Raw genomic sequence first — 21,967 nt, forward strand, 5'->3', positions numbered from 1 at the left:
ACACTACTAACGGTATTGCTCGGGAAATCCGGGGATCACAAAGCTTTCTCCAAGGTTTCGTATCGGCGGCACTTCACCCTTTTCAGCCAGACGGATGTAGGCATCATTGAACTCTTCCCGCAGGATCGCTGCCCGGGGATTGGCCAGCGAGAACAGCCAGGTCAGATTCCTCAAACGGATCGCCGATTCACGGATTTTCTCGTCTTTGGGCATGGTCAGGGTTTCCACGACCGGATCCCGATGCCCAAACAGGTAATGGCCTCGGCCAAGCTTGAGCATTTCCAGAGCAGCCCGATAGTTTGGAGCCTGGGTGACGTCAATCGAACCTTCCGCCTCCAGCCAGTACAAGAGCCCTCCATAGGTGTACCCGCCTATCGTGATGACGGTCTTGCCCTGCAGTTGATCAAAATGTGTAAGTGGTTCGGTTCCCTCCAGATACCAGGCACTGAGCTGGGTCGCGAGGGGAGTGACCCAGGTCTCAAGAACTTCACCGTTAAGGGCAGGAACGTTGGCCGAACCTGGCCAAACGTCAATTCTACCGTTGCGCAGATACAGGTATACCCGGCTGATGGGCAAGAAGAGAAATTCCGGCTCGTAACCCGCTTCCACAGCGATCTTCCGGGTAAGCTCTATAAAGCTGCCAGCAGGGCGGCCATCGCTGGCCTGATAGGTAATGGGGGGAAACTCCACATAGGCAATGCGCAGAGTCTTGTTTACGGATTCCGACGCGCCAAGGGAGGCGGACGTAAATAATAAACCTACCAGCAATATCCAAAGCCGGACAACGGTCAAATGCATGGCTTCAGAGAGTCGGGAAGAATGGACCGGGCAGTTTCTGGGCATGGAATCCGTATTGTTCGGGTCTGTTTAGCCAAAGATTAACAGACCCGGAAAGATCTGCACTGACACCGCCCGCAAAAATCCGAACATAATGTCAAATATGGTTGATAACCATGTACAGACCAACACCGCCCATTACCAGCATGTAGGGAAACGCCATCACCACCATCTTGCCGTAGGACAGCCGAACCAGCGGCGCTATGGCAGACGTCAGCAGGAACAGGAAAGCCGCCTGGCCATTGGGAGTCGCAACGCTGGGAAGGTTGGTACCTGTGTTGATGGCAACTGCCAACTTCTGGAAATGCTCGTAGCTGATGGCCCCTGCATCCAGAGCCTGTTTGACTTCGCTGATATAAACAGTCGCTACGAAGACGTTATCGCTGATCATTGAGAGCACGCCGTTGGCAATGAAGAACATGCCAGGCTGCCGGGCTTCCGGAAGCGACAGCACGTAATCAATAATCGGCTTGAACAGGTGCTGTTCGTGGATCACCGCAACCACCGCGAAAAACACCACCAGCAGCGAGGTAAACGGCAGGGATTCCTGGAAGGCCTTGCCAATTTGATGCTCGTCGGTAACGCCGGTAAAGGAGGTAATCAGGATGATGACCAGCAGGCCAATCAGGCCGACCTCGGCGAGATGGAAAGCGAGGCCCACCACCAGGATCGCGGCGGCAAAGGCTTGTACCCAGAGAGCCGCCTGATCAGCCTTGGTCCGCTTGGTCCGCTCGTTCTCCGCAAATTCTTCCAGCACCTGACGCACAGGCTTGGGCAAACGCCCGCCGTAGCCAAACCAACGCAGCTTCTCCAGGGCCCAGCAGGTAAATAAACCAGCCGCCAATACCGGCAAACTCACTGGCGCCATGTGCAGGAAGAAACCGGCAAAGTCCCAACCCACGACTTTGGCAATCAACAGATTCTGGGGCTCACCTACCATGGTGGCAACGCCGCCCAACGCGGTACCGATAGCACCATGCATCAAAAGGCTGCGCAAGAACGCCCGGAAATTTTCCAGATCTTCACGGTGCAGCTCGATTACTTCGTCATCGCTGCCCGCGTTGTGGTCCTTGTGCTGGTAGCCCTTGCCGGAGGCCACCTTGTGGTAAACCGCGTAAAACCCGACCGCCACGCTAATAATAACCGCGGTAACCGTCAGTGCATCGAGGAAGGCCGAAAGCAGTGCTGCTGCGCTACAGAACAGCAACGATAACGCCGACTTGGAACGCACACCCACCAGAATCTGGGTGAACGTCACCAGCAGCAGTTCCTTCATGAAGTAGATGCCCGCCACCATGAACATCAGCAGCAGGATCACCGGGAAGTTGGTTAGCACTTCCAGATACACTGCATCCGGCGTGGTCAGGCCAATCAGCAATGCCTCTACCGCCAGCAGGCCACCCGGCAGAAGCGGGTAACATTTCAGGGCCATGGCAAGAGTAAAAATAAACTCTGCGATCAGAAGCCAGCCGGCCGTTCCGGGCCCCAGGGTCCACATGACAATCGGGTTGGCGACAAGAAACAGCAGGATCACCTGCTTGTACCAGACGGGCGCCTTGCCAAGGAAGTTGTGGGTAAAGCCGGAGATAACGGTATTGGGCATTACGGAAATCTTCTGAGAAAACGGGTTATTGGTATTGTGTGCCAGCAGGCCCGCATCTTCCTTGATATTTGCGTACCGGGGTATGGGCCAAAGGTACAAAATGAAGACCGATTTTGGTCTTACTAACAAGCAAATGGGGAATGGGCGCTGATCAACACAGATATCTTCGTAGTATTACTTGATCAACAAAGATGTAGCGCGCGTATTTTAACCGATTTGCGTGGCTGTGAGGTCGCTTTGTGAAAAAAATACACAAATGTTCTGGGGGAAGGACACTGATAGGGTCTGTTGAGAAAATGGGTCGGAGCCGGCGCGTCCCTGCGCCGGGAGGATAATGCAATCAGAACCGGTAAGTAACGGAACCGGTCACTTCACGACGGGTGCCATACGTACCGGAGCTGTCGAAAGCCGTTGCTACATACTGTTCGTCCAGCAGGTTCTGGGCATGCAGCCCCAGCGACACCTGGCCAATGTCGTAGGTAATCGCAGCATCCACCAGGGTGACATCCGGTACTTCCAGGGCAGAATTATCCGCATTGAACGCCGCGCCAAAACTCTCGCCGATGTAACGCACGCCGGCACCCAGCCCCAGGCCATGCAGCATGCCGCCCCGGAAGCTGTATTTTCCCCACAAGGCCGCTTCATGTTCCGGTGTGTATTCCAGCGGCTCGCCCTCTTCCACCGGATTGCTGGCTTTGGTGATCTCGGCGTCGGTATAGCTATAGCTGGCGATCACATCCAGCGCATGGAACAGACGGGTGCGCGCTTCCATCTCAAGGCCCTGTGAGTTGGCCTCGCCCTTCTGCTCATTGGCGAAGGTCGATGGGTTGGTGGTCAGGTAGTCTTCCCGGGTCAGGTCGAACCAGGCCAGTGTCACCAGCGTGTCCGTATTGGGCTGGTACTTTACGCCCACCTCATATTGGTGTGCGGTTTCGGGCTCGAACGGGTTGCCGGCCGCATCGGTACCTGTGGTGGGGAGAAACGACTCCATGTAGCTCACATAAGGGGCAAAGCCATTCGCGAACTGGTAACTGGCACCGGCACGACCAGTGAAGGCCTCGTCTTCCCGGCTAGCTGTGGCGCCGGTGAGATTATTGAGTGTCTCGGAACGGGCCACGTCATACCGGCCGCCAAGGGAAACCGTCCAACGGTCTACCCGGATCTGATCCTGAAGGTAAATGCCGGTCTGTTTGAGTTGTCCGTCCTCGTCTTTAAACAACGGGGCATCAGGGACAGGCGCCCCATAGACAGGATCATAGATGTCCAGGTTACTGGCGGCCCCAAAGAACTGCCGGGATGACACATCGATATCCTGATGGTCCAGGCCGACCAATACCGTGTGCTCTGCCGCGCCCGCCTGAGCGGTCAACTGCAGCTGGTTATCCATGACCAGTCCGTCAATGCGACCGAAACTGTCAAAGCGCGACCGGGTAATGGTTCTCTGATCCGCCAGCAAACCGGTGGTGTAGATGGTCTGGTCGTCAACATCGTTACGGTAGTCCCGGACATTCTGACGCAGAACTATCTGGTCATTGATGCGGTGCTCAAACTCGTAACCAATGGCACTCTCGCGACGCTCATAGGCATCGTACCCTGGCTCGCCGGTAAACCGGTTGTCAGGAATCGGGCCATTCGGATTTGGCTCCAACGTGCCCTGCAACGGGTAACGTTGAGATGGCTGGGTATCGTCGTACTGCCAGTGCGCCAATACCGTCAGTCGGGTGGCGTCCGTGGGCTGCCAGGTCAGGCTGGGGGCCAGGTACTTTCGGTCGTCGTTGACAAAATCCACCTGGGTTTCGCTGTCGCGAACCAGGCCCACCAGGCGAACCGCGAGGGTATCACTGTCGTTCACCGCCCCACTGATATCAAAATGGCCCTGGACCAGATCGTTGGTACCAGCCTCAACGCGCACTTCTCGACGGGTGTCGAAAGTAGGACGTTTGGACACATAGTTCACCAACCCACCCGGGCCCGCTTGTCCGTACAGAACGGAAGAAGGCCCCTTGAGCACATCAATGCGCTCGGCGCCATAGGGCTCCAGGCTGTAACCGGCGGCAAAGCCGGGGTTCGCCAGTTTCAGGTTGTCACGAAACAAGCCACTGGTGGCCACATCGAAGCCGCGTATTCTCAGAAACGTGGTGCGCGGCTCGAAACCAAAGGTCTCGCCTCGGGCGCCGGCTGTATAACGCAGAACTTCGCCCAGGTTGGCCGCGTTCTGGTCCTCGATCTGATCCGCTGTGACTGTGGAAATGGACTGGGGCGTTTCAACCACGTTGGTGGTTGTTTTCGTGCCGGTAACGGTCGCCTCTGCGGTGTAGCCATCACTCGGTGCGGTGCCGCTCGGTTCGGCGGCATCTGCCGATACTTCAATGGCATCCAGCTCGGTAATATTCGCTTCCTGCGCGTACAGTATCGGGCTTGCCAGAACCCCGGCTATGGCCAAGGCCAGGCCGGACGGGAGTAAGTACTGGCGATTATCACGTAACGAATTCATTGATCAGCTCCAAACAACGCGCTTTACAAGTTTAAGTGTAATGCGAATTATTGTCGTTTAGATCCGAGCTTTGGTATTCCAGAAGCCAAAAAACCTATGCGCAATGCTATTTCTTGTGATTGGCCGCCCGTTGTCGGGGAGAAAAGCCGAACTCTCGGCGAAACGCCGTCGAAAAATTGGTCGCGTGGGTGTAACCCACCCTGTTCGCGCTCTGTTCAACACTGAAGCCTTGCTCCAGATAATGCTTTGCCAACCGAAGTCGGCATTTTCTGAGATAGTCGAACACCGGCACGCCGTACATCGCCCGGAATTTCACTCGCAAGCCGCTTGGGCTCATGGCAGCCATCTGTGCGAGGTCCTTTAGGGTGTGGTCATGGTCCGGGGTGAACTCCAGATGCTGCCTTACGAGCTCAAGTCGCTGACGTTGCTGGACCGGAACCACCGGAGCATCCGGGGATTCATGCTCGTCGCCTGCCAGACCCAATCCGGCAAGCTGCAGCGCGAGGCCCTCCAAAACCAGGCTTTTCTGGGCGACGGTCATCGTGAGGCGTGCATGGGTCCGCAGCAACTCCTCGAACGGGTGGGGCACACTCCATTGACGCAGGGGAACCCTGGGAAGAATGGTCAGGTCTTGTAAGCTGGAGGAGACGTGGTCCAATGTTGCGCCGCGTGGGTCGAAAGCGAGTGCCACAATTTGCAGATGCTCTTGCTCAGGCTGGTGCGCCCGTAACGGATAGTCCGGGTGCAGCTGCATGCTGACAGCATTACCCGATGACAGAACGTGTTCGACCGACCCGAGGGTAAGCTCAACGGTGCCATCCAGAACGACCAGCACAAGCAACGGCGCATGACCAGAAGAGACTGATTCATACGCCTGGAGCACCTGAAGCGAAGAAAACGTAAACCGAAAACCCGAAGCCAGGCTGTACTCGGCAATCTCACCCCGGGCAACGATACGGTCATCACTTCCGGTGTCGCCCTGGATGGCCGGAAACCGAAATTCTATGTCGTAAAGCTGCCCGAAACGTTCGAAATCTGCCTGACTGAATGTGTGCAACCTGCCCACTCCACGCCTATCCAACCTGGTCTGCTAACTGTGCCTGTGTTTGTCCGGTTACGAGGTCAATGGAGCGTCCGTACCATAGTTGCCCGTTTCGGTGGAACGAAAGGTAAGGAGGGCCAGTTCAGGTAGTCAGCAAAAAAGTCTGCGTGCCGTGAAGGATCTATAAGCACAGAAACGCAGTCGTGGATATCACAGCAACCGTCGATGGGGGCGGCATGGTCCGGGTGCTGAAGGCTCTCCAGTGCCCGGAGAATCACCGCGTCCATACCGGCCCGCTCACCGCGATCGGAAAGGGCCCGGGAGACCAGTATGGCTGAGAGAGTCAGTTCGATGTGCATGCAGGATTCATCCCGCGGCCCGTGCAGGCAAGCAAGATCGAAGGCGCTGCCAGCCAGCGAGATAACATCCCGCCACTGCCCCTGCTCACTGCAGTCGTGGGCATTCTCCATCCAGAACAGCCAGAGGTCTTTGCGTTCTTCCAGCGGCAGGTCCGCGAACTGTTGGCGGTGATTGGGACACAGGAATTCCATCACGTTCTCCTTGTTTATTCACGATAATGATAATAATTATCATTATCGTGAAATACAAGAAAACGTTTATTCTGTGATCGAGGCCTTGCTGGCCTGCGGGGCTATTCTACAGTGACGCTCTTGGCCAGGTTCCGCGGCTGGTCCACATCGGTACCCTTCAACACGGCCACATGGTAGGACAGCAGCTGCAGTGGCACGGTGTACACGATCGGCGCGGTAATCGGATGCACGGACGGAATCTGCATCACGTGCAGGCCCTCTTCCGCTTTGACGTCGGCCTTTTTATCAGCAAAGACAAACAGTTCACCGCCGCGGGCCCGGACCTCTTCCAGGTTGGATTTCAGCTTCTCAACCAGGTCATTGTTGGGAGCGACAGTGACCACTGGCATTTCGCTGTCGACCAGGGCCAGGGGGCCGTGCTTGAGCTCGCCGGCAGGATAGGCCTCGGCGTGGATGTAGGAGATTTCCTTGAGCTTGAGGGCACCTTCAAGAGCCACCGGGAACTGGGAACCGCGCCCCAGGAACAGGCTGTGGTTCTTATCCATGAATGCCTTGGACATCTCGGCGATCTCGCCATCCAGGGCCAGCACATCGCTGACTTGGCCAGGCACGAGGTGAAGAGCCTCGACGATTTCAGCTTCCTGCTCCTCGGGCAGCCCATTATGACGGGCCAGGGCCAGGGTAAAGATCAGCAAAGCCGTGAGCTGGGTGGTGAACGCCTTGGTAGAGGCCACGCCGATTTCCGGTCCCGCCTGGGTCATGATCACCAGGTCGGATTCGCGAACCAGGGAGCTGCCCGGCACGTTACAGATGGCCAATGCTGCCCGGAAACCTGCTTTTTTCGCCTGACGCAGGGCCGCCAGGGTATCGGCGGTTTCGCCGGACTGGGAAATACAGAGGAACAGGGTGTCCTGCTGGATCACGTGTTTGCGATAGCGGAATTCGGAAGCCACCTCGACGGAGCAGGCAACGCCCGCCAGCTCCTCAATCCAGTAACGGGCCACCATACCGGCATGGTAACTGGTGCCACAGGCAATGATCTGGACATGACGAACGTTCTCCAGAAGGTTGGCGGCCTCGGTCCCGAGGGCCTGTTCCAGTACCCGGGTCCTGGTGACCCGGCCTTCCATGGTCGCCTTGATCACCTTCGGCTGCTCGTAGATTTCCTTGAGCATGAAGTGGCGATACTCGCCCTTGTCGGCGGAATCGGCGCCGTGCTCGAAGCGTGTTACTTCCCGCTCAACGGCATTGCCATCGCGGTCGAGAATGGCAATGGCGTCCTTTCGGATATCGGCGATATCGCCTTCTTCCAGGAACATGAACCGGTCGGTCACTGGCAGCAGCGCCAGCTGGTCAGACGCGATGAAGTTTTCGCCAATACCCACACCAATGACCAGGGGGCTGCCCTCACGGCATACCACGAGGTGCTCCGGTTCGTCGGCGTGTACCACCGCCAGGGCATAGGCTCCACGCAAACGGGCGATCGCCGAACGCACAGAATCATGGAGATTACCCAGGGTGCGGTAGTGTTTCTCGATCAGGTGCGCGACAACTTCGGTATCGGTCTGGGACGTAAACTCGAAACCGTCAGCACGCAATTCCTCACGCAGCTCCTGATAGTTTTCGATGATCCCGTTGTGGACAATAGCCAGCCGGTCGCCGGACATGTGCGGATGGGCGTTGATCTGAGAGGGCTCGCCGTGGGTTGCCCAGCGGGTATGGGCAATGCCCAGGTGGCCTGCCAGGGGATTAGCTTCCATAGCTTCCGCCAGGGCGGCTACCTTGCCCACTTCACGAGCGCGCTGGACACTGTGGTCTCCACCAATTACGGCCATACCGGCGGAATCATATCCCCGGTATTCCAGACGGCGCAGACCCTCAAGAAGGATACCCTGAACGTCCCTTTCCGAAACCGCGCCTACAATTCCACACATGCTGTTCTACCTGTCTGTTGATCGTTTGTATCAGTGTTTCTTCGGCTTTTCCCAACCGGCGATATTGCGCTGCCGGCCCCGGGCGACAGCCAACTCGTGGTCGGCAACGTCGCGAGTTATGGTCGATCCTGCGCCTATGGTGGCCTCGGCCGCAACGGTAACCGGGGCGACCAGCGAACAATTAGAACCTACGAAAACACCATCGCCGAGCACCGTCCGGTACTTGTTCACACCATCATAATTACAGGTGATGGTTCCTGCACCCACATTCACATTACGGCCCAGTGAGGCATCACCCACATAGCTGAGATGGTTGATCTTGCTGCCCTCACCCACAATGGCCTTTTTGGTTTCCACGAAGTTGCCCACTTTGGTGTTGGCCGCCAGTTCCGTGCCCGGCCGGATACGTGCAAACGGCCCGATTTGGGCGCTGGCGCCAATTACGGCCCCTTCAATCACGCTGTTGGCCTTGATCTCCGCGCCATCTGCAATGGTGGCGTCCTTGATGACGCAACCGGAGCCAATGGATACATTACTGCCAAGGCTGACCTTGCCCTCGAATACCACGTTCACATCAATCCAGAGGTCATTGCCGATACTCAGCTCGCCACGGACATCTATCCGGGAGGGGTCCGCGAGTGTCGCTCCTTCTGTCATCAGCCGGTCAGCCTGCTGGCGCTGGAACCAGCGTTCCAGTTCAGCCAGTTGCAGGCGATTGTTGACTCCCTGGACTTCATAGGGATTCTCCGGCTGGGACACCGCAATACGGAGACCCTGTTCCACCGCCATGGCAATGATGTCGGTCAGATAATATTCGCCCTGGGCGTTGCTGTTGGAGAGCGTCGGCAACCAGGTTTTCAGGTGTTTCGCCGACACCGCAAGTATCCCGGTGTTCACTTCGCGGATCTGCTGCTGCTCGGGAGAGGCGTCTTTCTGCTCGACGATCGACTGCACGTCGCCATCAGCACTCCGGACAATCCGTCCGTATCCCTGGGGATTGTCCATGGTGACGGTCAACAAACCCAGGGTGTGGTCATCAAGTGTCCCAACCAATCCGTCGAGCGTCTCATGACGAGTCAGAGGCACATCGCCGTAAAGCACAAGAACACGGGCGTCATCGGGAAGATCCGGCAGGGCCTGAGCCACAGCATGGCCGGTACCCAACTGCTCACTCTGGGTGACCCAGTTTACCGAGGCCTCATCGGTGGTTTCCCGAACCTTGTCAGCACCATGACCTATGACCGTATGGATCCTCTCGGCGCCAAGCTGTTTGGCGGTGTCGATCACGTGATGAAGCATAGGGTGGCCGGCAATCGGATGCAGCACCTTTGGCAGTGCGGATTTCATTCTGGAACCCTGGCCAGCGGCCAGAATGACGACGTGTAGCGGGCTCATGGAAAAGTCAGGCTCCCGGAGTGTTTACTCTCTGAATGCTGAAAATAAAAAAACCGCACCCTTCAGGGCCGGACGGCCAACGCAACACGTTGGTCTTCCAGCCGCTCAGGATGCGGCTTCGGTGTTCGGCAAACCCGAAACGGAAATGCTTAGCGCATTTTGTTACGCAGCTGCTGGATGGTACGAAGCTGGGCAACAGCCTCGGCCAGCTCTGCAGCGGCACGGGAGTACTCGAATTCACCAGTCTTGTTGGCAAGTGCTTTCTCGGCTTCTTTCTGAGCTTCGAGCGCGGCTGCTTCGTCCACATCCTTTGCACGAACAGCGGTATCCGCCAACAAAGTCACCAGATTGGGCTGGACTTCCAGATACCCGCCGGACACGTAAAGAATTTCTTCCTCACCGCCCTGCTTGATAATCCGAATAGGGCCCGGCTTCAGCTGGGTCAGCAGTGGGGTGTGACCCGGGGCAATACCCAGGTCACCTTCAGAGCCCGCTGCGATCAGCATTTCCACCAATCCGGAATAGATCTTTGTTTCGGCACTTACCACATCACAATGCACGGTCATACCCATGTCAGTTGCCTCTTTGATCGATCCGGAAACAAATGCGTCGGCTCAGATTAGCTCTTTGCCTTGCTCTTCATTTCCTTCGCTTTCTCGACCGCTTCCTCAATGGTACCAACCATGTAGAACGCCTGCTCGGGCAGTTCATCATAGTCGCCATTCAGGATGCCCTTAAAGCTGCTGATGGTTTCCTTGAGGGAAACGTACTTACCGGGGGAACCGGTGAATACTTCAGCAACGTGGAACGGCTGGGACAGAAAACGCTCGATCTTACGGGCACGGGCTACAGTCAGCTTGTCTTCTTCTGACAGTTCATCCATACCCAGGATGGCGATGATGTCTTTCAGCTCCTTGTAGCGCTGCAGGTTGGTCTGCACGCCACGGGCCACTTCGTAATGCTCCTGACCGATGATCAGCGGATCCAGCTGACGAGAGGTGGAATCCAGCGGATCGATCGCCGGGTAGATACCCTTGGAAGCGATGTCACGGCTCAGTACAACGGTAGCATCCAGGTGCGAGAAGGTGGTTGCAGGCGACGGGTCAGTCAAGTCATCCGCCGGTACGTATACCGCCTGGATGGACGTGATGGAACCGTTCTTGGTGGAGGTAATACGCTCCTGCAGCTGACCCATCTCTTCAGCCAGAGTCGGCTGGTAACCTACCGCAGACGGCATACGGCCGAGCAGTGCGGATACTTCGGTACCTGCCAGGGTGTAACGGTAGATGTTGTCGACGAACAACAGTACGTCACGACCTTCGTCCCGGAACTTCTCGGCCATGGTGAGACCGGTCAGGGCCACACGCAGACGGTTTCCAGGGGGCTCATTCATCTGGCCGTAAACCATGGCAACCTTATCGAGAACGTTGGACTCCTTCATTTCGTAGTAGAAGTCGTTACCTTCCCGGGTCCGCTCACCAACACCTGCGAATACGGAGAGACCGGAGTGCTCTTTCGCGATGTTGTTGATCAGCTCCATCATGTTTACGGTTTTACCAACACCGGCACCACCGAACAGGCCAACCTTACCACCCTTGGCGAACGGGCAGATCAGGTCGATAACCTTGATGCCGGTTTCCAGCAGGTCCGCAGACGCTGCCTGATCGGCATAGCCCGGTGCCTTACGGTGAATCGCCCAACGCTCTTCTTCGCCGATCTCGCCGGCTTCGTCGATAGGACGACCCAGAACATCCATGATACGGCCCAGAGTCTGGGTACCAACCGGTACCGAAATCGGGTTGCCGGTGTTTTCTGCTTTCAGGCCACGCTTCAGGCCTTCGGTGCTGCCCATGGCGATGGTACGAACAATGCCGTCACCCAGCTGCTGCTGGACTTCCAGAGTTGTTTCGCCACCTTCAAGCAGCAGTGCGTCATATACTTTGGGTACGGAGTCACGTGGGAATTCCACGTCGATAACCGCGCCAATGATCTGAACGATTTGTCCGCTACTCATGCTCGGTTCCTCGTTATCTTGATAGTCAATAAAACCAGTTGGATTGTGGGTCGGATCAGACCGAAGCGGCGCCGCTCACAATCTCCGATATCTCTTGGGTAATGGCTGCCTGACGCGCCTTGTTATAAGCCAGCTGAAGCTCGTCGATAATGCTACCGGCGTTATCAGTTGCGCTCTTCATGGCGATCATCCGGGCTGCCTGTTCACATGCCAGATTTTCTACCACACCCTGGTACACCTGGGATTCAATAAAACGTGGCAGAAGGCCATCGAGGATCTGCCTGGCATCGGGCTCGTAGAGATAATCCCACTGGTTCTTGATCTCTTCTTCGTCTTCGCTCTCAGGCAGGGGCAGAAGCTGCTCGACCTTCGGGCTTTGGGTCATGGTGTTGACGAACTCGTTGCTGACCACATAAAGACGGTCGATCTTGCCTTCCGAGAACGCATCCAGCATAACCTTGACGTTGCCGATGAGTTTTTCAGAGCTCGGGCTGTCCCCCAGATGGGTCAGCGCCGCGACGACATTGCCGCCGTAGCTCCGGAAAAAGGAAGCCCCTTTCTGCCCGATGGCGCACAGATCGGTTTCCACTCCTTTTTCTTTCCACGCTTTCATTTCACGGACAAGCGCTTTGAACAGGTTGATGTTCAGACCACCACAGAGGCCACGATCAGTTGACACCACGATATAGCCCACGCGCTTTACCTCGCGCTCGACCATGAACGGGTGCTTGTACTGAGCATTCGCCTTGGCAATGTGCCCGATCACCTGACGCATCTTGTCGGCATACGGGCGAGTTGCCTGCATGCGTTCCTGAGCCTTACGCATTTTACTCGCAGCCACCATTTCCATGGCGCTGGTGATTTTCTGCGTGCTCTTGATGCTTGAAATCTGGTTACGTATTTCTTTGCCGACGGCCATAACTCACTGCCTTCTCAAGTTAGACACTCGTTGCTACGAAAAGCGGCCCGCGACAATTGCCGCAGGCCCGTTTTCTTACCAGCTCTGAGTGGTCTTGAATTTCTCAAGTGCAGCTTTGAGGCCGGCAGCGATTTCGTCGTTGTAATCGCCTTTCTCGTTGATCTTGTCGAGGAGGTCTTTCTGCTCGGAGCGCATCCAGTCGAGCATCTGCGCTTCAAACTTCACTACCTTGTCGACATCAACGTCGTCCAGGAAGCCTTCGTTGGCTGCGAACAGAACCGTACCCATTTCAGCCACAGACATCGGGCTGTACTGGTTCTGCTTCATGAGTTCCGTTACACGCTGACCGTGCTCAAGCTGCTGACGGGTTGCTTCGTCGAGGTCGGAAGCAAACTGTGCGAAAGCGGCCAGTTCACGATACTGGGCCAGAGCCAGACGGATGTTACCGCCGAGCTTCTTCATGATCTTGGTCTGGGCCGAACCACCTACCCGGGATACGGAGATACCGGCGTTCATCGCCGGACGGATACCGGAGTTAAACAGGTTGGTTTCCAGGAAGATCTGACCGTCGGTAATGGAGATTACGTTGGTCGGTACGAACGCGGATACGTCACCAGCCTGGGTTTCAATGATCGGCAGAGCGGTCAGGGAACCGGTCTGGCCTTTCACTTCACCGTTGGTCAGCTGCTCAACGTAATCAGCGTTAACACGGGACGCACGCTCCAGCAGACGGGAGTGCAGGTAGAATACGTCACCCGGGTATGCTTCACGGCCTGGCGGACGACGCAGCAGCAGGGAGATCTGGCGGTAAGCCACAGCCTGCTTGGACAGATCATCATAGATGATCAGGGCGTCTTCACCACGGTCACGGAAGTATTCACCCATGGAGGTACCGGAGTACGGAGCCAGGAACTGCATCGCTGCAGGATCGGCGGCACCGGCGGCAACCACGATGGTGTGATCCATGGCACCGTGCTCTTCCAGCTTGCGCACAACGGCGGCAATGGAAGACTGCTTCTGACCGACGGCAACGTAGATACACTTGATGCCGGTGTCTTTCTGGTTAATGATCGCGTCGATGGCGACAGCGGTCTTACCGATCTGACGGTCACCGATGATCAGCTCACGCTGGCCGCGACCGATCGGCACCATGGTGTCGATTGCCTTCAGACCAGTCTGAACCGGCTCATCAACGGACTGACGAGCGATAACACCCGGTGCAACCTTTTCGACCGGAGAGGTCAGGTCGGTACCGAGGTCGCCCTTGCCGTCGATGGGGTTACCCAGAGCGTCGACCACACGGCCCATCAGTTCCGGACCAACCGGTACTTCCAGGATGCGGCCGGTGCAACGAACTTTCTGGCCTTCAGCCAGATCTTCGTAGTCACCCAGCACAACCGCACCAACGGAATCACGCTCCAGGTTCAGAGCCATGCCGAACGTGCCGTTGGCAAATTCAATCATCTCGCCGTACATAACGTCGGCCAGACCGTGGATCAGCACGATACCGTCGGATACCGACAGGATCGTACCTTCGTTCTTTGCTTCGGAAGAGATGTCGAGTTTCTCGATTCTCTTCTTGATGATGTCACTGATCTCGGATGGATTCAGTTGCTGCATGCCAATATCCTCAAACCTTGTGCTGAAATCAGGAGCCCAGAGCGTCGGCCAGCTTGGTCAGCTTTCCGCGTACAGATGCGTCAATGACCAGATCGCCGGTGCGAATAATCACGCCGCCAATCAGAGACTTGTCCAATGACGCTGCGAGTGACACTTGCCGCTCGAGTTTCTTCGAAAGTGCCTGGGCGAGCTTCTGTTGCTGTTCGTCCGTCAGCTCGAAAGCCGCGGTAACTTCGATATCAACAGTGCGCTCCAGATCAGCCCGGTACGTGTTGAAGAGCGCTGCAATCTCAGGAAGAAGAGTCAGCCGGCGGTTTTCAGCCAGTACAGCGAAAAAGTTGCGGACCTGATCGGTGACGCCATCTTCAGCGACCTCCAGAATCAGTTCAGCCTTCTTCTGCTCTTCCAGACCCGGATTCGCGAGAAGCTGTCGAATGTCTTTGTTCGCGGTGACCTGCCCGGCGATCGTCAGCACCTTGGACCACTCAGCCAGCTGTTCATGCTCCTGAGCGGCACTAAATGCTGCCTTTGCGTAGGGACGGGCCAGCGTTCTCAGTTCTGCCATGATGAACCTCGTCGTTTAAAGTTCTGCCGCCAGTTTTTCCAACATCTCGTTGTGCTTGGAGGCATCGACAGAGGTTTCCAGGATCTTCTCGGCACCGGCAACGGCAATGCTGGCAATTTCTGCACGCAAAGCGTCACGAGCCTGATTCCGCTCCTGTTCAATTTCGGCCTTGGCCTGCTCAATCAGCTTCTGGCCTTCCTTGCGGGCGTCATCCTTGGATGCTTCCACAATCTGGGCCGCGCGCTTGTTGGCCTGTTCAATCAGACCAGCAGCTTGCTGCTTGGCTTCACGCAGTTCCTGAGCTGACTTTTCCTGAGCCAGTTCCAGATCGCGCGCAGCGCGGTCTGAGGCAGCCAGTCCGTCAGCGATCTTCTTTTGACGCTCCTGCAGTGCGGCCATGATTGGCGGCCACACGTACTTCATGCAGAAGACGACAAAGATAAAGAACGCGATGGCTTGACCAATCATCGTCAAATTAATGTTCACGTCTTCACCTCTCGCCTGTTTTGTTAAGAATCATCTGACCGGGGCAAAACCCCGGCTCTGGCGACTCGATTAACCGGCGATCTGGCCGACAAACGGGTTGGCGAAAGTGAAGAACAGTGCGATACCAACACCGATCATGGTTACGGCGTCCAGCAGACCTGCAACGATGAACATTTTAACCTGCAGCATCGGGGTCATTTCCGGCTGACGCGCAGCGCCTTCCAGGAACTTGCCACCGAGGATACCAAAGCCAATCGCAGTACCCAGGGCACCCAGGCCAATCAGCAGTGCAACGGCAATAGCGGTCATTCCAACTACAGTTTCCATGATAACTCCCAGTTTTCAGTTAGGTTTTTCAGTTTAAGGGTTTAGGGTTTAGAACTACGGCTTAATGGTGTCCGATCAGTGACTGTCTTCGTGAGCCATGCTCAGGTACACGATCGTCAACATCATAAAGATGAATGCCTGCAGGGTGATAACCAGAATGTGGAAAATCGCCCAGGGTACAGACAGTGCCCACTGTGCCCAGAACGGCAGCAGTGCAATCAGGATAAAGATCAGCTCGCCTGCGTACAGGTTACCGAACAGACGCAGCGCCAGTGAGATCGGCTTGGCGATCAGGCTCACGCCTTCCAGCAGGAAGTTGATCGGGACAAGCAAAATCTTCAGGAACAGGTTGTCTGAAGAGAAGGGGTGCAGGGTCAGCTCACCAACGAAGCCACCCACGCCCTTCACTTTCAGGCTGTAATAGATGATCAGAGCGAATACGGACAGGGACATGCCCAGAGTTACGTTTACATCCGTAGTCGGAACGACCTTCATGTATTCCAGACCCATCAGGTGGAACAGCTGGGGCAGGAAGTCCACGGGCACCAGGTCCATCAGGTTCATCAGGAATACCCAGCAGAAGATGGTCAGCGACAGCGGCGCAATCACCTTGTTCTTGCCGTGGAAGGTTTCCTTGACGCTCTGATCGACAAACTCAACCATCACTTCAACAAAGTTCTGGAGCCCGCCGGGCTGGTCTGAGGTGGCGCGCTTGGCGGCCAAGCGGAAAATAAACAGGAACAGGGCACCGAGGGCGACTGCCCAGCCCAGTGAATCGATGTGCAGAGCCCAGAAGCCCATGTCGGATGCTTCCCTGCCGGTGTGAGCCAGCGTCCAGGTTGCATCTTGAAGTACGGTACCGTCGGCACGCTCATAGCCTGCCGGAAGTTTACCGTAGGTGAGGTTCTGGAGGTGATGCTGGATATATTCGGATGCACTTCCTGCCATAACGGTTTCCCAGGTCCAGTTAGCTTTGCTGCGTATTGCTGCCCGCCAGAAGCGGTGTCAACCAGTTGGTGACCAGCATGATCGCAAATGTTAAAAAAAGTGCCGCAATATCAAGCGGCTGAATCCATTTGAACACCATCGTGAAGAGGATGGCGCACAGGATGAGCTTGCCGGCCTCACCCTGATAAAAAGACGTCATGATCTTCTTGGCAGACCGCGCGCCGGCGTAGCGGAATGCCTTGAGCGCAAAATAACCATGGGGGATCAGAAAGATAAGTCCACCCAGCAGCGCTGAATAACCGGAAACCTCGCCTCGCAAGAGAAACGCCAGGCTGACGAAGACAAGTACCACACTCTCTATAACAAACCATCGTGCGATGGGTGGACGGCCAATGCCGCCTGAAGCTGCCTTCGTCATGTTCGTTCCGGAAGTACGGTGCTTTTCGGTCGATGTCGTTTAAAAAGTAAGCAAATACACCGACACGAGCGCCGCAGATTATATGTGTTCAATGTGCACGAATCAACAAAACCGGGAACCGGCTGATCCGTCAAAAGCGGCGTAATAACTGGGTTTTGGCAATTTTCGTCACAAATAGACGGCCGTTCAGTTTTTCACCACTACATGTTGTGTACGTAACCAGATACGAACTTTCGTAGGGGGGTCGGACGACGCACAAAACCCCGACGATTTTATTTGATGTGGCCCAGTATGCCGTCGAGTTCGTCAAGGGAACTGTACTCGATCACCAGCTTGCCTTTGCCACGCTGGCCATGATCGATCGACACTCGTGCACCCAATCGCTCCGCCAGATCATCCTGAAGCGCGCGAATGTTGGGGTCCACCACTCCCTTTTTCCGGGATTTGCTGTCCGGTGTTTCCTGTTGCACCCGCCGAACCAGGGCTTCAGTCTGGCGAACCGACAGGGATTTGGCCACCACCTGTTTGGCCACCTGCATCTGCAGTTCTGGCGCCAGGGTCAGCATTGCCCGGCCGTGGCCCATTTCCAGATCGCCATGCTCGAGCATAATACGAACGTCTTCGGACAAACCGATCAGTCGAAGCAGGTTGGTAATAGTCGTACGGGATTTGCCCACGGCTTCGGCCACCTGGGCCTGGGTCAGGCCAAACTCGTCCTGCAGGCGCTGAAGAGCGAAAGCTTCCTCAATAGGATTGAGGTTCTCACGCTGGATGTTCTCGATCAGCGCCATGGCGATGGCGGCTTCATCGGGGACATCCCGGATGATGGCAGGGATGCTGTCCAGGCCGGCCATCTGGGTGGCCCGCCAGCGGCGCTCACCGGCGATCAGCTCGTAACGTCCTTCAGCGATGGGACGAACCACCACCGGCTGCATCACGCCTTGTTGGCGGATGGAATCCGCCAGTTCCTGCAGGGCGGCGGGGTCCATGTCGCGCCGGGGTTGGTACCGGCCGCGCTGGATCAGATCAATGGGAACTTCGCGGAGCTCACCGTCGTGGTCTTTCAGCTCCTGGTCAAGATTGACCTTGGAGCCCGCCAGCAGGGCGCCCAGTCCGCGTTCACCCAAACCTCGTTTCTTCGCCGCCATGGTGTCAGTCATTCTTCCCGTTGAATATCGTTGTGCTTAAGTGAGTGACAGGGCGGTATGTTACACCGCAACCGGCGCGGATGTCTTTTTTGAACCGTGGCGGCGTACCATTTCACCGGCCAGGGCCAGGTAGGCGATCGCACCCTTTGAGGCGCGGTCGTATTTCAGGGCCGGAACCCCATAGCTGGGGGCCTCGGCCAGACGGACATTGCGGGGAATCACTGCACGATACACCTTGTCGCCAAAGTACTCGCTCAGCTGGCCGGAAACGTCCAGGGTAAGGCTGTTGCGAGGGTCGTACATGGTGCGCAGAATGCCTTCCACCTGCAGATTCGGATTGACCGTTTCCTGAATCTGCTCAACGGTGTTCATCAGCGCCGCTAACCCCTCAAGGGCGTAGTACTCGCACTGCATTGGAATCAGCACAGAGTCTGCCGCCGACAGGGCATTCACCGTCAACAGGCTGAGCGACGGCGGGCAATCGATGAGGATATAATCGTAATTATCACGAACGGTGTTCAACGCCAGTCTCAGGCGGTGTTCGCGACCGATCTCGTTCATCAGTTCCACTTCGGCCGCCGTCAGGTCACCGTTGGCCGGAAGGATATCGAAGCCGGAAGCCTCGGCGGGAATGATCACCTCGGCGGCGCTGGCGCGCTTGGTCAGCATGTCGTAGCCAGACAGTTCCAGGGCGTTTTTATCCACACCGCTGCCCATGGTGGCGTTGCCCTGGGGATCCATATCCACCAGCAGCACCCGACGCTTGGTGGCGGCCAGGGAGGCAGCAAGGTTGACGCAGGTGGTGGTTTTGCCCACACCGCCTTTCTGATTGGTCACTGCAATCACGCGCGCCATGTCCTGCCTCCTTGTTTATGGGTTACCGGTTCAGAAATCGGACTGCCAAACTACCGGGAATTCACGGTCCGGGCGATCACCAGCAGATGGCGGTCGCCATCGGCGCCCGGTACGTCCAGGGAATGGCTGGATGTTACCTGCCAGCCAGCCGGAAGGGCAGACACTTCATCATCCGGAAACTGACCTTTCATGGCAAGGAACTCACCCTCATTTGCCAACAGATCACCGCACCAGCTCACCAGATTCTCGAGCGCGGTAAAGGCTCGGCTGCTGATCTGGCTGAAGGGTTCCGGAGGATTGCAATCTTCCGCGCGCCCGTGGACAACCTCGACATTTTTCAGGCCGAGCTCCAGCACACACTGGTTGAGAAAGCGGGTCTTCTTGCCGTTGCTGTCGAGCAGGGTAAAGCGCTTCTCGGGCAGGGCGATCGCCAGGGGAATACCGGGCAGACCGCCGCCGGCGCCCACATCCAGAAGATGGTCCGTCGTTACCCACGGCAGAATGCTCAGGCTGTCGAGCAGTTGCCGGGACACCATCACACGCTCATCACGTACAGCAGTGAGGTTGTAAGCCCGGTTCCACTTGTTAAGCAGGCCCAGAAAAGCCAGCAGCTTTTCCTGCCGATCCTCATCCAGGGACAGGCCCATCGTGGCCAGTCCATCCCGGAGTTGGCCGTGCCAGAGTGACTTGGTCATGGGCGCGGATCAGGCCGACTGTTTGCGCAGCAGGTCGCGCTTTTTCAGGTGCACCAGGATCTGGCTCACCGCCGCCGGGGTCACACCCTGGATACGTGAGGCCTGAGCCACGGTTTCCGGCCGCACGGTCTTGAGCTTCTGCTTGATCTCGTTGGACAGGCCGCCGATGACGTCATAATCCAGATCCACCGGCAGGGCGGTGTTCTCGTTTTTACGGAGCCGCTCAATCTCGTCCGTCTGACGGGAAATATAACCCTCGTACTTGATCTCGATTTCCACCTGATCCGCGACCACCGGATCTTCCGCTTTCTCGGCACCGATCTCGGCAATGTGGCTGTAGACAATCTCGGGCCGGCGCAGCAGCTCTGCCAGGGACTGATCACGGGTCATCGGCTGCTTGAGAAAGCCGTTGGCGCGCTCACCGGCCTCGGTATTCGGATGAATCCGGGTGACCTCGAGGCGGCTACGCTCGGTAGCGATCGCCTCGCGCTTGTCATTGAACTTCTGCCAGCGCTCATCATTAACCAGGCCGAGCTTACGACCGGTTTCGGTCAGACGCAGATCGGCATTGTCCTCGCGCAGGATGAGGCGATACTCGGCGCGGCTGGTAAACATGCGATAGGGCTCGGACGTGCCCATGGTGATCAGGTCATCCACCAGCACACCCAGGTAAGCCTCGTCCCGGCGCGGGTACCACTCGTCTTTTTCCTGCGACCGCAGGGCAGCGTTGATCCCGGCCAGCAGGCCCTGGGCGCCCGCTTCTTCATAGCCGGTGGTGCCGTTGATCTGGCCGGCAAAATACAGGCCCTGGATAAACTTGGTTTCCAGGGTATGGCGCAGGTCCTGCGGATTCAGGTAGTCGTATTCGATGGCGTAACCCGGCCGGGTGATATGGGCATTTTCAAAACCGGGAATCGAACGCACCGCCGCCAACTGGATATCAAACGGCAGGCTGGTGGAAATCCCGTTCGGGTAGAGCTCGTTGGTGGTCAGGCCTTCCGGTTCTACAAAGATCTGGTGTGAATCCTTGTCGGCAAAGCGGTTTACCTTATCCTCAATCGACGGGCAGTAGCGGGGGCCCACACCTTCGATGCTGCCGGCAAACATCGGCGAACGGTCGAAACCGCTGCGGATAATATCGTGGGTCTGTTCGGTAGTCCGGGTCACGTAGCAGCAAACCTGTTCCGGATGCTGGCTACGGCTGCCGATGAAGGACATCACCGGGGTGGGGTCATCCCCCCACTGCTCCTGCATCACCGAGAAATCCACAGACCGGGCGTCGATGCGAGGCGGCGTGCCGGTTTTCAGGCGACCAACGTTGAAAGGAAGTTCCCGCAAGCGCTGTGCCAGGGCATTGGCCGGCGCATCACCGGCACGGCCGCCGGCATGGTGCTGCATACCAATGTGAATAACACCGCCCAGGAAAGTACCGGTGGTAAGCACCACGGTCCTGGCGTTGAAGCGAATACCGGTCTGGGTCACGACACCGGTCACCTGGTCGTTTTCCACAATCAGATCGTCCGCCGCCTGCTGGAACAGTGTCAGGTTTGGCTGGCTTTCCAGGGTATGGCGGATGGCGGCTTTGTAAAGCACACGGTCAGCCTGGGCACGGGTGGCGCGCACGGCCGGTCCCTTGCGACTGTTAAGGACCCGGAACTGGATGCCAGCCTTGTCCGTGGCCTCGGCCATGGCACCGCCAAGCGCATCGATTTCTTTCACTAGATGGCTTTTACCAATACCGCCGATGGCCGGGTTGCAGGACATCTGGCCCAGGGTCTCAATGTTGTGGGTCAGCAGCAGGGTCTGGGAACCCATGCGCGCAGCCGCCAGCGCGGCCTCGGTACCGGCATGGCCACCACCAATGACAATGACATCGAAACGGGTCGGAAAATCCACAGCTCACCTCGGAAATCGGGGGATAAAATCGGGCGGCGAGTATAACGCTTCACCCGGGAAATTGCAGTCAGGATGTGCAAATTTTAACCAGAGGCAGCCCGGGTTGAAAGCTGATTGCTCACATGCACCGGGGGAATAGGCTTCGGTGGTCGTATTCAGCGTATAGTGGAAAACCGAAATTCATGGCTTTTCAGAAGCTTGGATCAGTCTTCTCAGAAAA

At 56.9% G+C, this 21,967-nt stretch carries 20 protein-coding genes; all 20 read right to left on the reverse strand.

Going from position 1 to position 21,967, the window contains the following annotated elements; all coding sequences use genetic code 11:
• Positions 1–6 precede the first annotated feature (6 nt).
• Complete coding sequence (locus ACGK9W_RS16480; RefSeq protein ID WP_053113354.1) at positions 7–843, reverse strand: ABC transporter substrate-binding protein; 837 nt, start codon at positions 841–843, stop codon at positions 7–9.
• Positions 844–934: 91 nt separating this feature from the next.
• Entirely contained in the window at positions 935–2,440 is a 1,506-nt protein-coding gene (nhaB, locus tag ACGK9W_RS16485) for a sodium/proton antiporter NhaB (RefSeq protein ID WP_053115500.1), read from the reverse strand.
• A gap of 340 nt (positions 2,441–2,780) precedes the next feature.
• On the reverse strand, positions 2,781–4,934 hold the full coding sequence (locus ACGK9W_RS16490) for a TonB-dependent siderophore receptor (protein ID WP_104270960.1): 2,154 nt from the start codon (positions 4,932–4,934) through the stop codon (positions 2,781–2,783).
• A gap of 106 nt (positions 4,935–5,040) precedes the next feature.
• Entirely contained in the window at positions 5,041–6,000 is a 960-nt protein-coding gene (locus ACGK9W_RS16495) for a helix-turn-helix transcriptional regulator (protein ID WP_405417656.1), read from the reverse strand.
• A 56-nt stretch (positions 6,001–6,056) separates the two neighbouring features.
• Complete coding sequence (locus ACGK9W_RS16500; RefSeq protein ID WP_008172602.1) at positions 6,057–6,527, reverse strand: hypothetical protein; 471 nt, start codon at positions 6,525–6,527, stop codon at positions 6,057–6,059.
• 101 nt (positions 6,528–6,628) lie between these two features.
• On the reverse strand, positions 6,629–8,461 hold the full coding sequence (glmS, locus tag ACGK9W_RS16505; RefSeq protein WP_219122606.1) for a glutamine--fructose-6-phosphate transaminase (isomerizing): 1,833 nt from the start codon (positions 8,459–8,461) through the stop codon (positions 6,629–6,631).
• A 30-nt stretch (positions 8,462–8,491) separates the two neighbouring features.
• Positions 8,492–9,856 carry a bifunctional UDP-N-acetylglucosamine diphosphorylase/glucosamine-1-phosphate N-acetyltransferase GlmU gene (glmU, locus tag ACGK9W_RS16510; RefSeq protein ID WP_405417660.1) on the reverse strand — a complete coding sequence of 455 codons (1,365 nt, stop codon included), beginning with the start codon at positions 9,854–9,856 and terminating at the stop codon, positions 8,492–8,494.
• 149 nt (positions 9,857–10,005) lie between these two features.
• Positions 10,006–10,428: a F0F1 ATP synthase subunit epsilon gene (locus tag ACGK9W_RS16515; protein WP_008172596.1), complete on the reverse strand. Its 423-nt coding sequence runs from the start codon at positions 10,426–10,428 to the stop codon at positions 10,006–10,008.
• 47 nt (positions 10,429–10,475) lie between these two features.
• Positions 10,476–11,870, reverse strand: a complete 1,395-nt coding sequence (atpD, locus tag ACGK9W_RS16520) for a F0F1 ATP synthase subunit beta (RefSeq protein ID WP_008172594.1) — start codon at positions 11,868–11,870, stop codon at positions 10,476–10,478.
• Positions 11,871–11,925: 55 nt separating this feature from the next.
• Positions 11,926–12,789, reverse strand: coding sequence for a F0F1 ATP synthase subunit gamma (atpG, locus tag ACGK9W_RS16525; RefSeq protein ID WP_008172593.1), 864 nt, complete (start codon positions 12,787–12,789; stop codon positions 11,926–11,928).
• Positions 12,790–12,864: 75 nt separating this feature from the next.
• Positions 12,865–14,409 carry a F0F1 ATP synthase subunit alpha gene (gene atpA, locus ACGK9W_RS16530; RefSeq protein WP_008172590.1) on the reverse strand — a complete coding sequence of 515 codons (1,545 nt, stop codon included), beginning with the start codon at positions 14,407–14,409 and terminating at the stop codon, positions 12,865–12,867.
• Between the two features lie 28 nt (positions 14,410–14,437).
• Positions 14,438–14,974 carry a F0F1 ATP synthase subunit delta gene (locus tag ACGK9W_RS16535; RefSeq protein WP_008172588.1) on the reverse strand — a complete coding sequence of 179 codons (537 nt, stop codon included), beginning with the start codon at positions 14,972–14,974 and terminating at the stop codon, positions 14,438–14,440.
• A gap of 15 nt (positions 14,975–14,989) precedes the next feature.
• Complete coding sequence (locus ACGK9W_RS16540; protein ID WP_008172587.1) at positions 14,990–15,460, reverse strand: F0F1 ATP synthase subunit B; 471 nt, start codon at positions 15,458–15,460, stop codon at positions 14,990–14,992.
• Positions 15,461–15,529: 69 nt separating this feature from the next.
• Positions 15,530–15,787 carry a F0F1 ATP synthase subunit C gene (gene atpE, locus ACGK9W_RS16545; RefSeq protein WP_012138088.1) on the reverse strand — a complete coding sequence of 86 codons (258 nt, stop codon included), beginning with the start codon at positions 15,785–15,787 and terminating at the stop codon, positions 15,530–15,532.
• Positions 15,788–15,862: 75 nt separating this feature from the next.
• Positions 15,863–16,735, reverse strand: coding sequence for a F0F1 ATP synthase subunit A (gene atpB, locus ACGK9W_RS16550; protein ID WP_008172580.1), 873 nt, complete (start codon positions 16,733–16,735; stop codon positions 15,863–15,865).
• Positions 16,736–16,754: 19 nt separating this feature from the next.
• Positions 16,755–17,153 (reverse strand): F0F1 ATP synthase subunit I, encoded by a 399-nt coding sequence (locus tag ACGK9W_RS16555; RefSeq protein ID WP_008172578.1) that lies wholly within the window; start codon positions 17,151–17,153, stop codon positions 16,755–16,757.
• Positions 17,154–17,425: 272 nt separating this feature from the next.
• Entirely contained in the window at positions 17,426–18,301 is an 876-nt protein-coding gene (locus ACGK9W_RS16560) for a ParB/RepB/Spo0J family partition protein (RefSeq protein ID WP_039881967.1), read from the reverse strand.
• Positions 18,302–18,361: 60 nt separating this feature from the next.
• Entirely contained in the window at positions 18,362–19,156 is a 795-nt protein-coding gene (locus tag ACGK9W_RS16565) for a ParA family protein (protein WP_008172572.1), read from the reverse strand.
• A gap of 50 nt (positions 19,157–19,206) precedes the next feature.
• Positions 19,207–19,851, reverse strand: a complete 645-nt coding sequence (gene rsmG / locus ACGK9W_RS16570; RefSeq protein ID WP_008172570.1) for a 16S rRNA (guanine(527)-N(7))-methyltransferase RsmG — start codon at positions 19,849–19,851, stop codon at positions 19,207–19,209.
• A 9-nt stretch (positions 19,852–19,860) separates the two neighbouring features.
• Positions 19,861–21,747, reverse strand: a complete 1,887-nt coding sequence (gene mnmG / locus ACGK9W_RS16575; protein ID WP_092030658.1) for a tRNA uridine-5-carboxymethylaminomethyl(34) synthesis enzyme MnmG — start codon at positions 21,745–21,747, stop codon at positions 19,861–19,863.
• Positions 21,748–21,967 lie beyond the last annotated feature (220 nt).

Origin of the sequence: Marinobacter flavimaris, from assembly GCF_045057155.1 — a bacterium.
GTDB lineage: Bacteria > Pseudomonadota > Gammaproteobacteria > Pseudomonadales > Oleiphilaceae > Marinobacter > Marinobacter manganoxydans.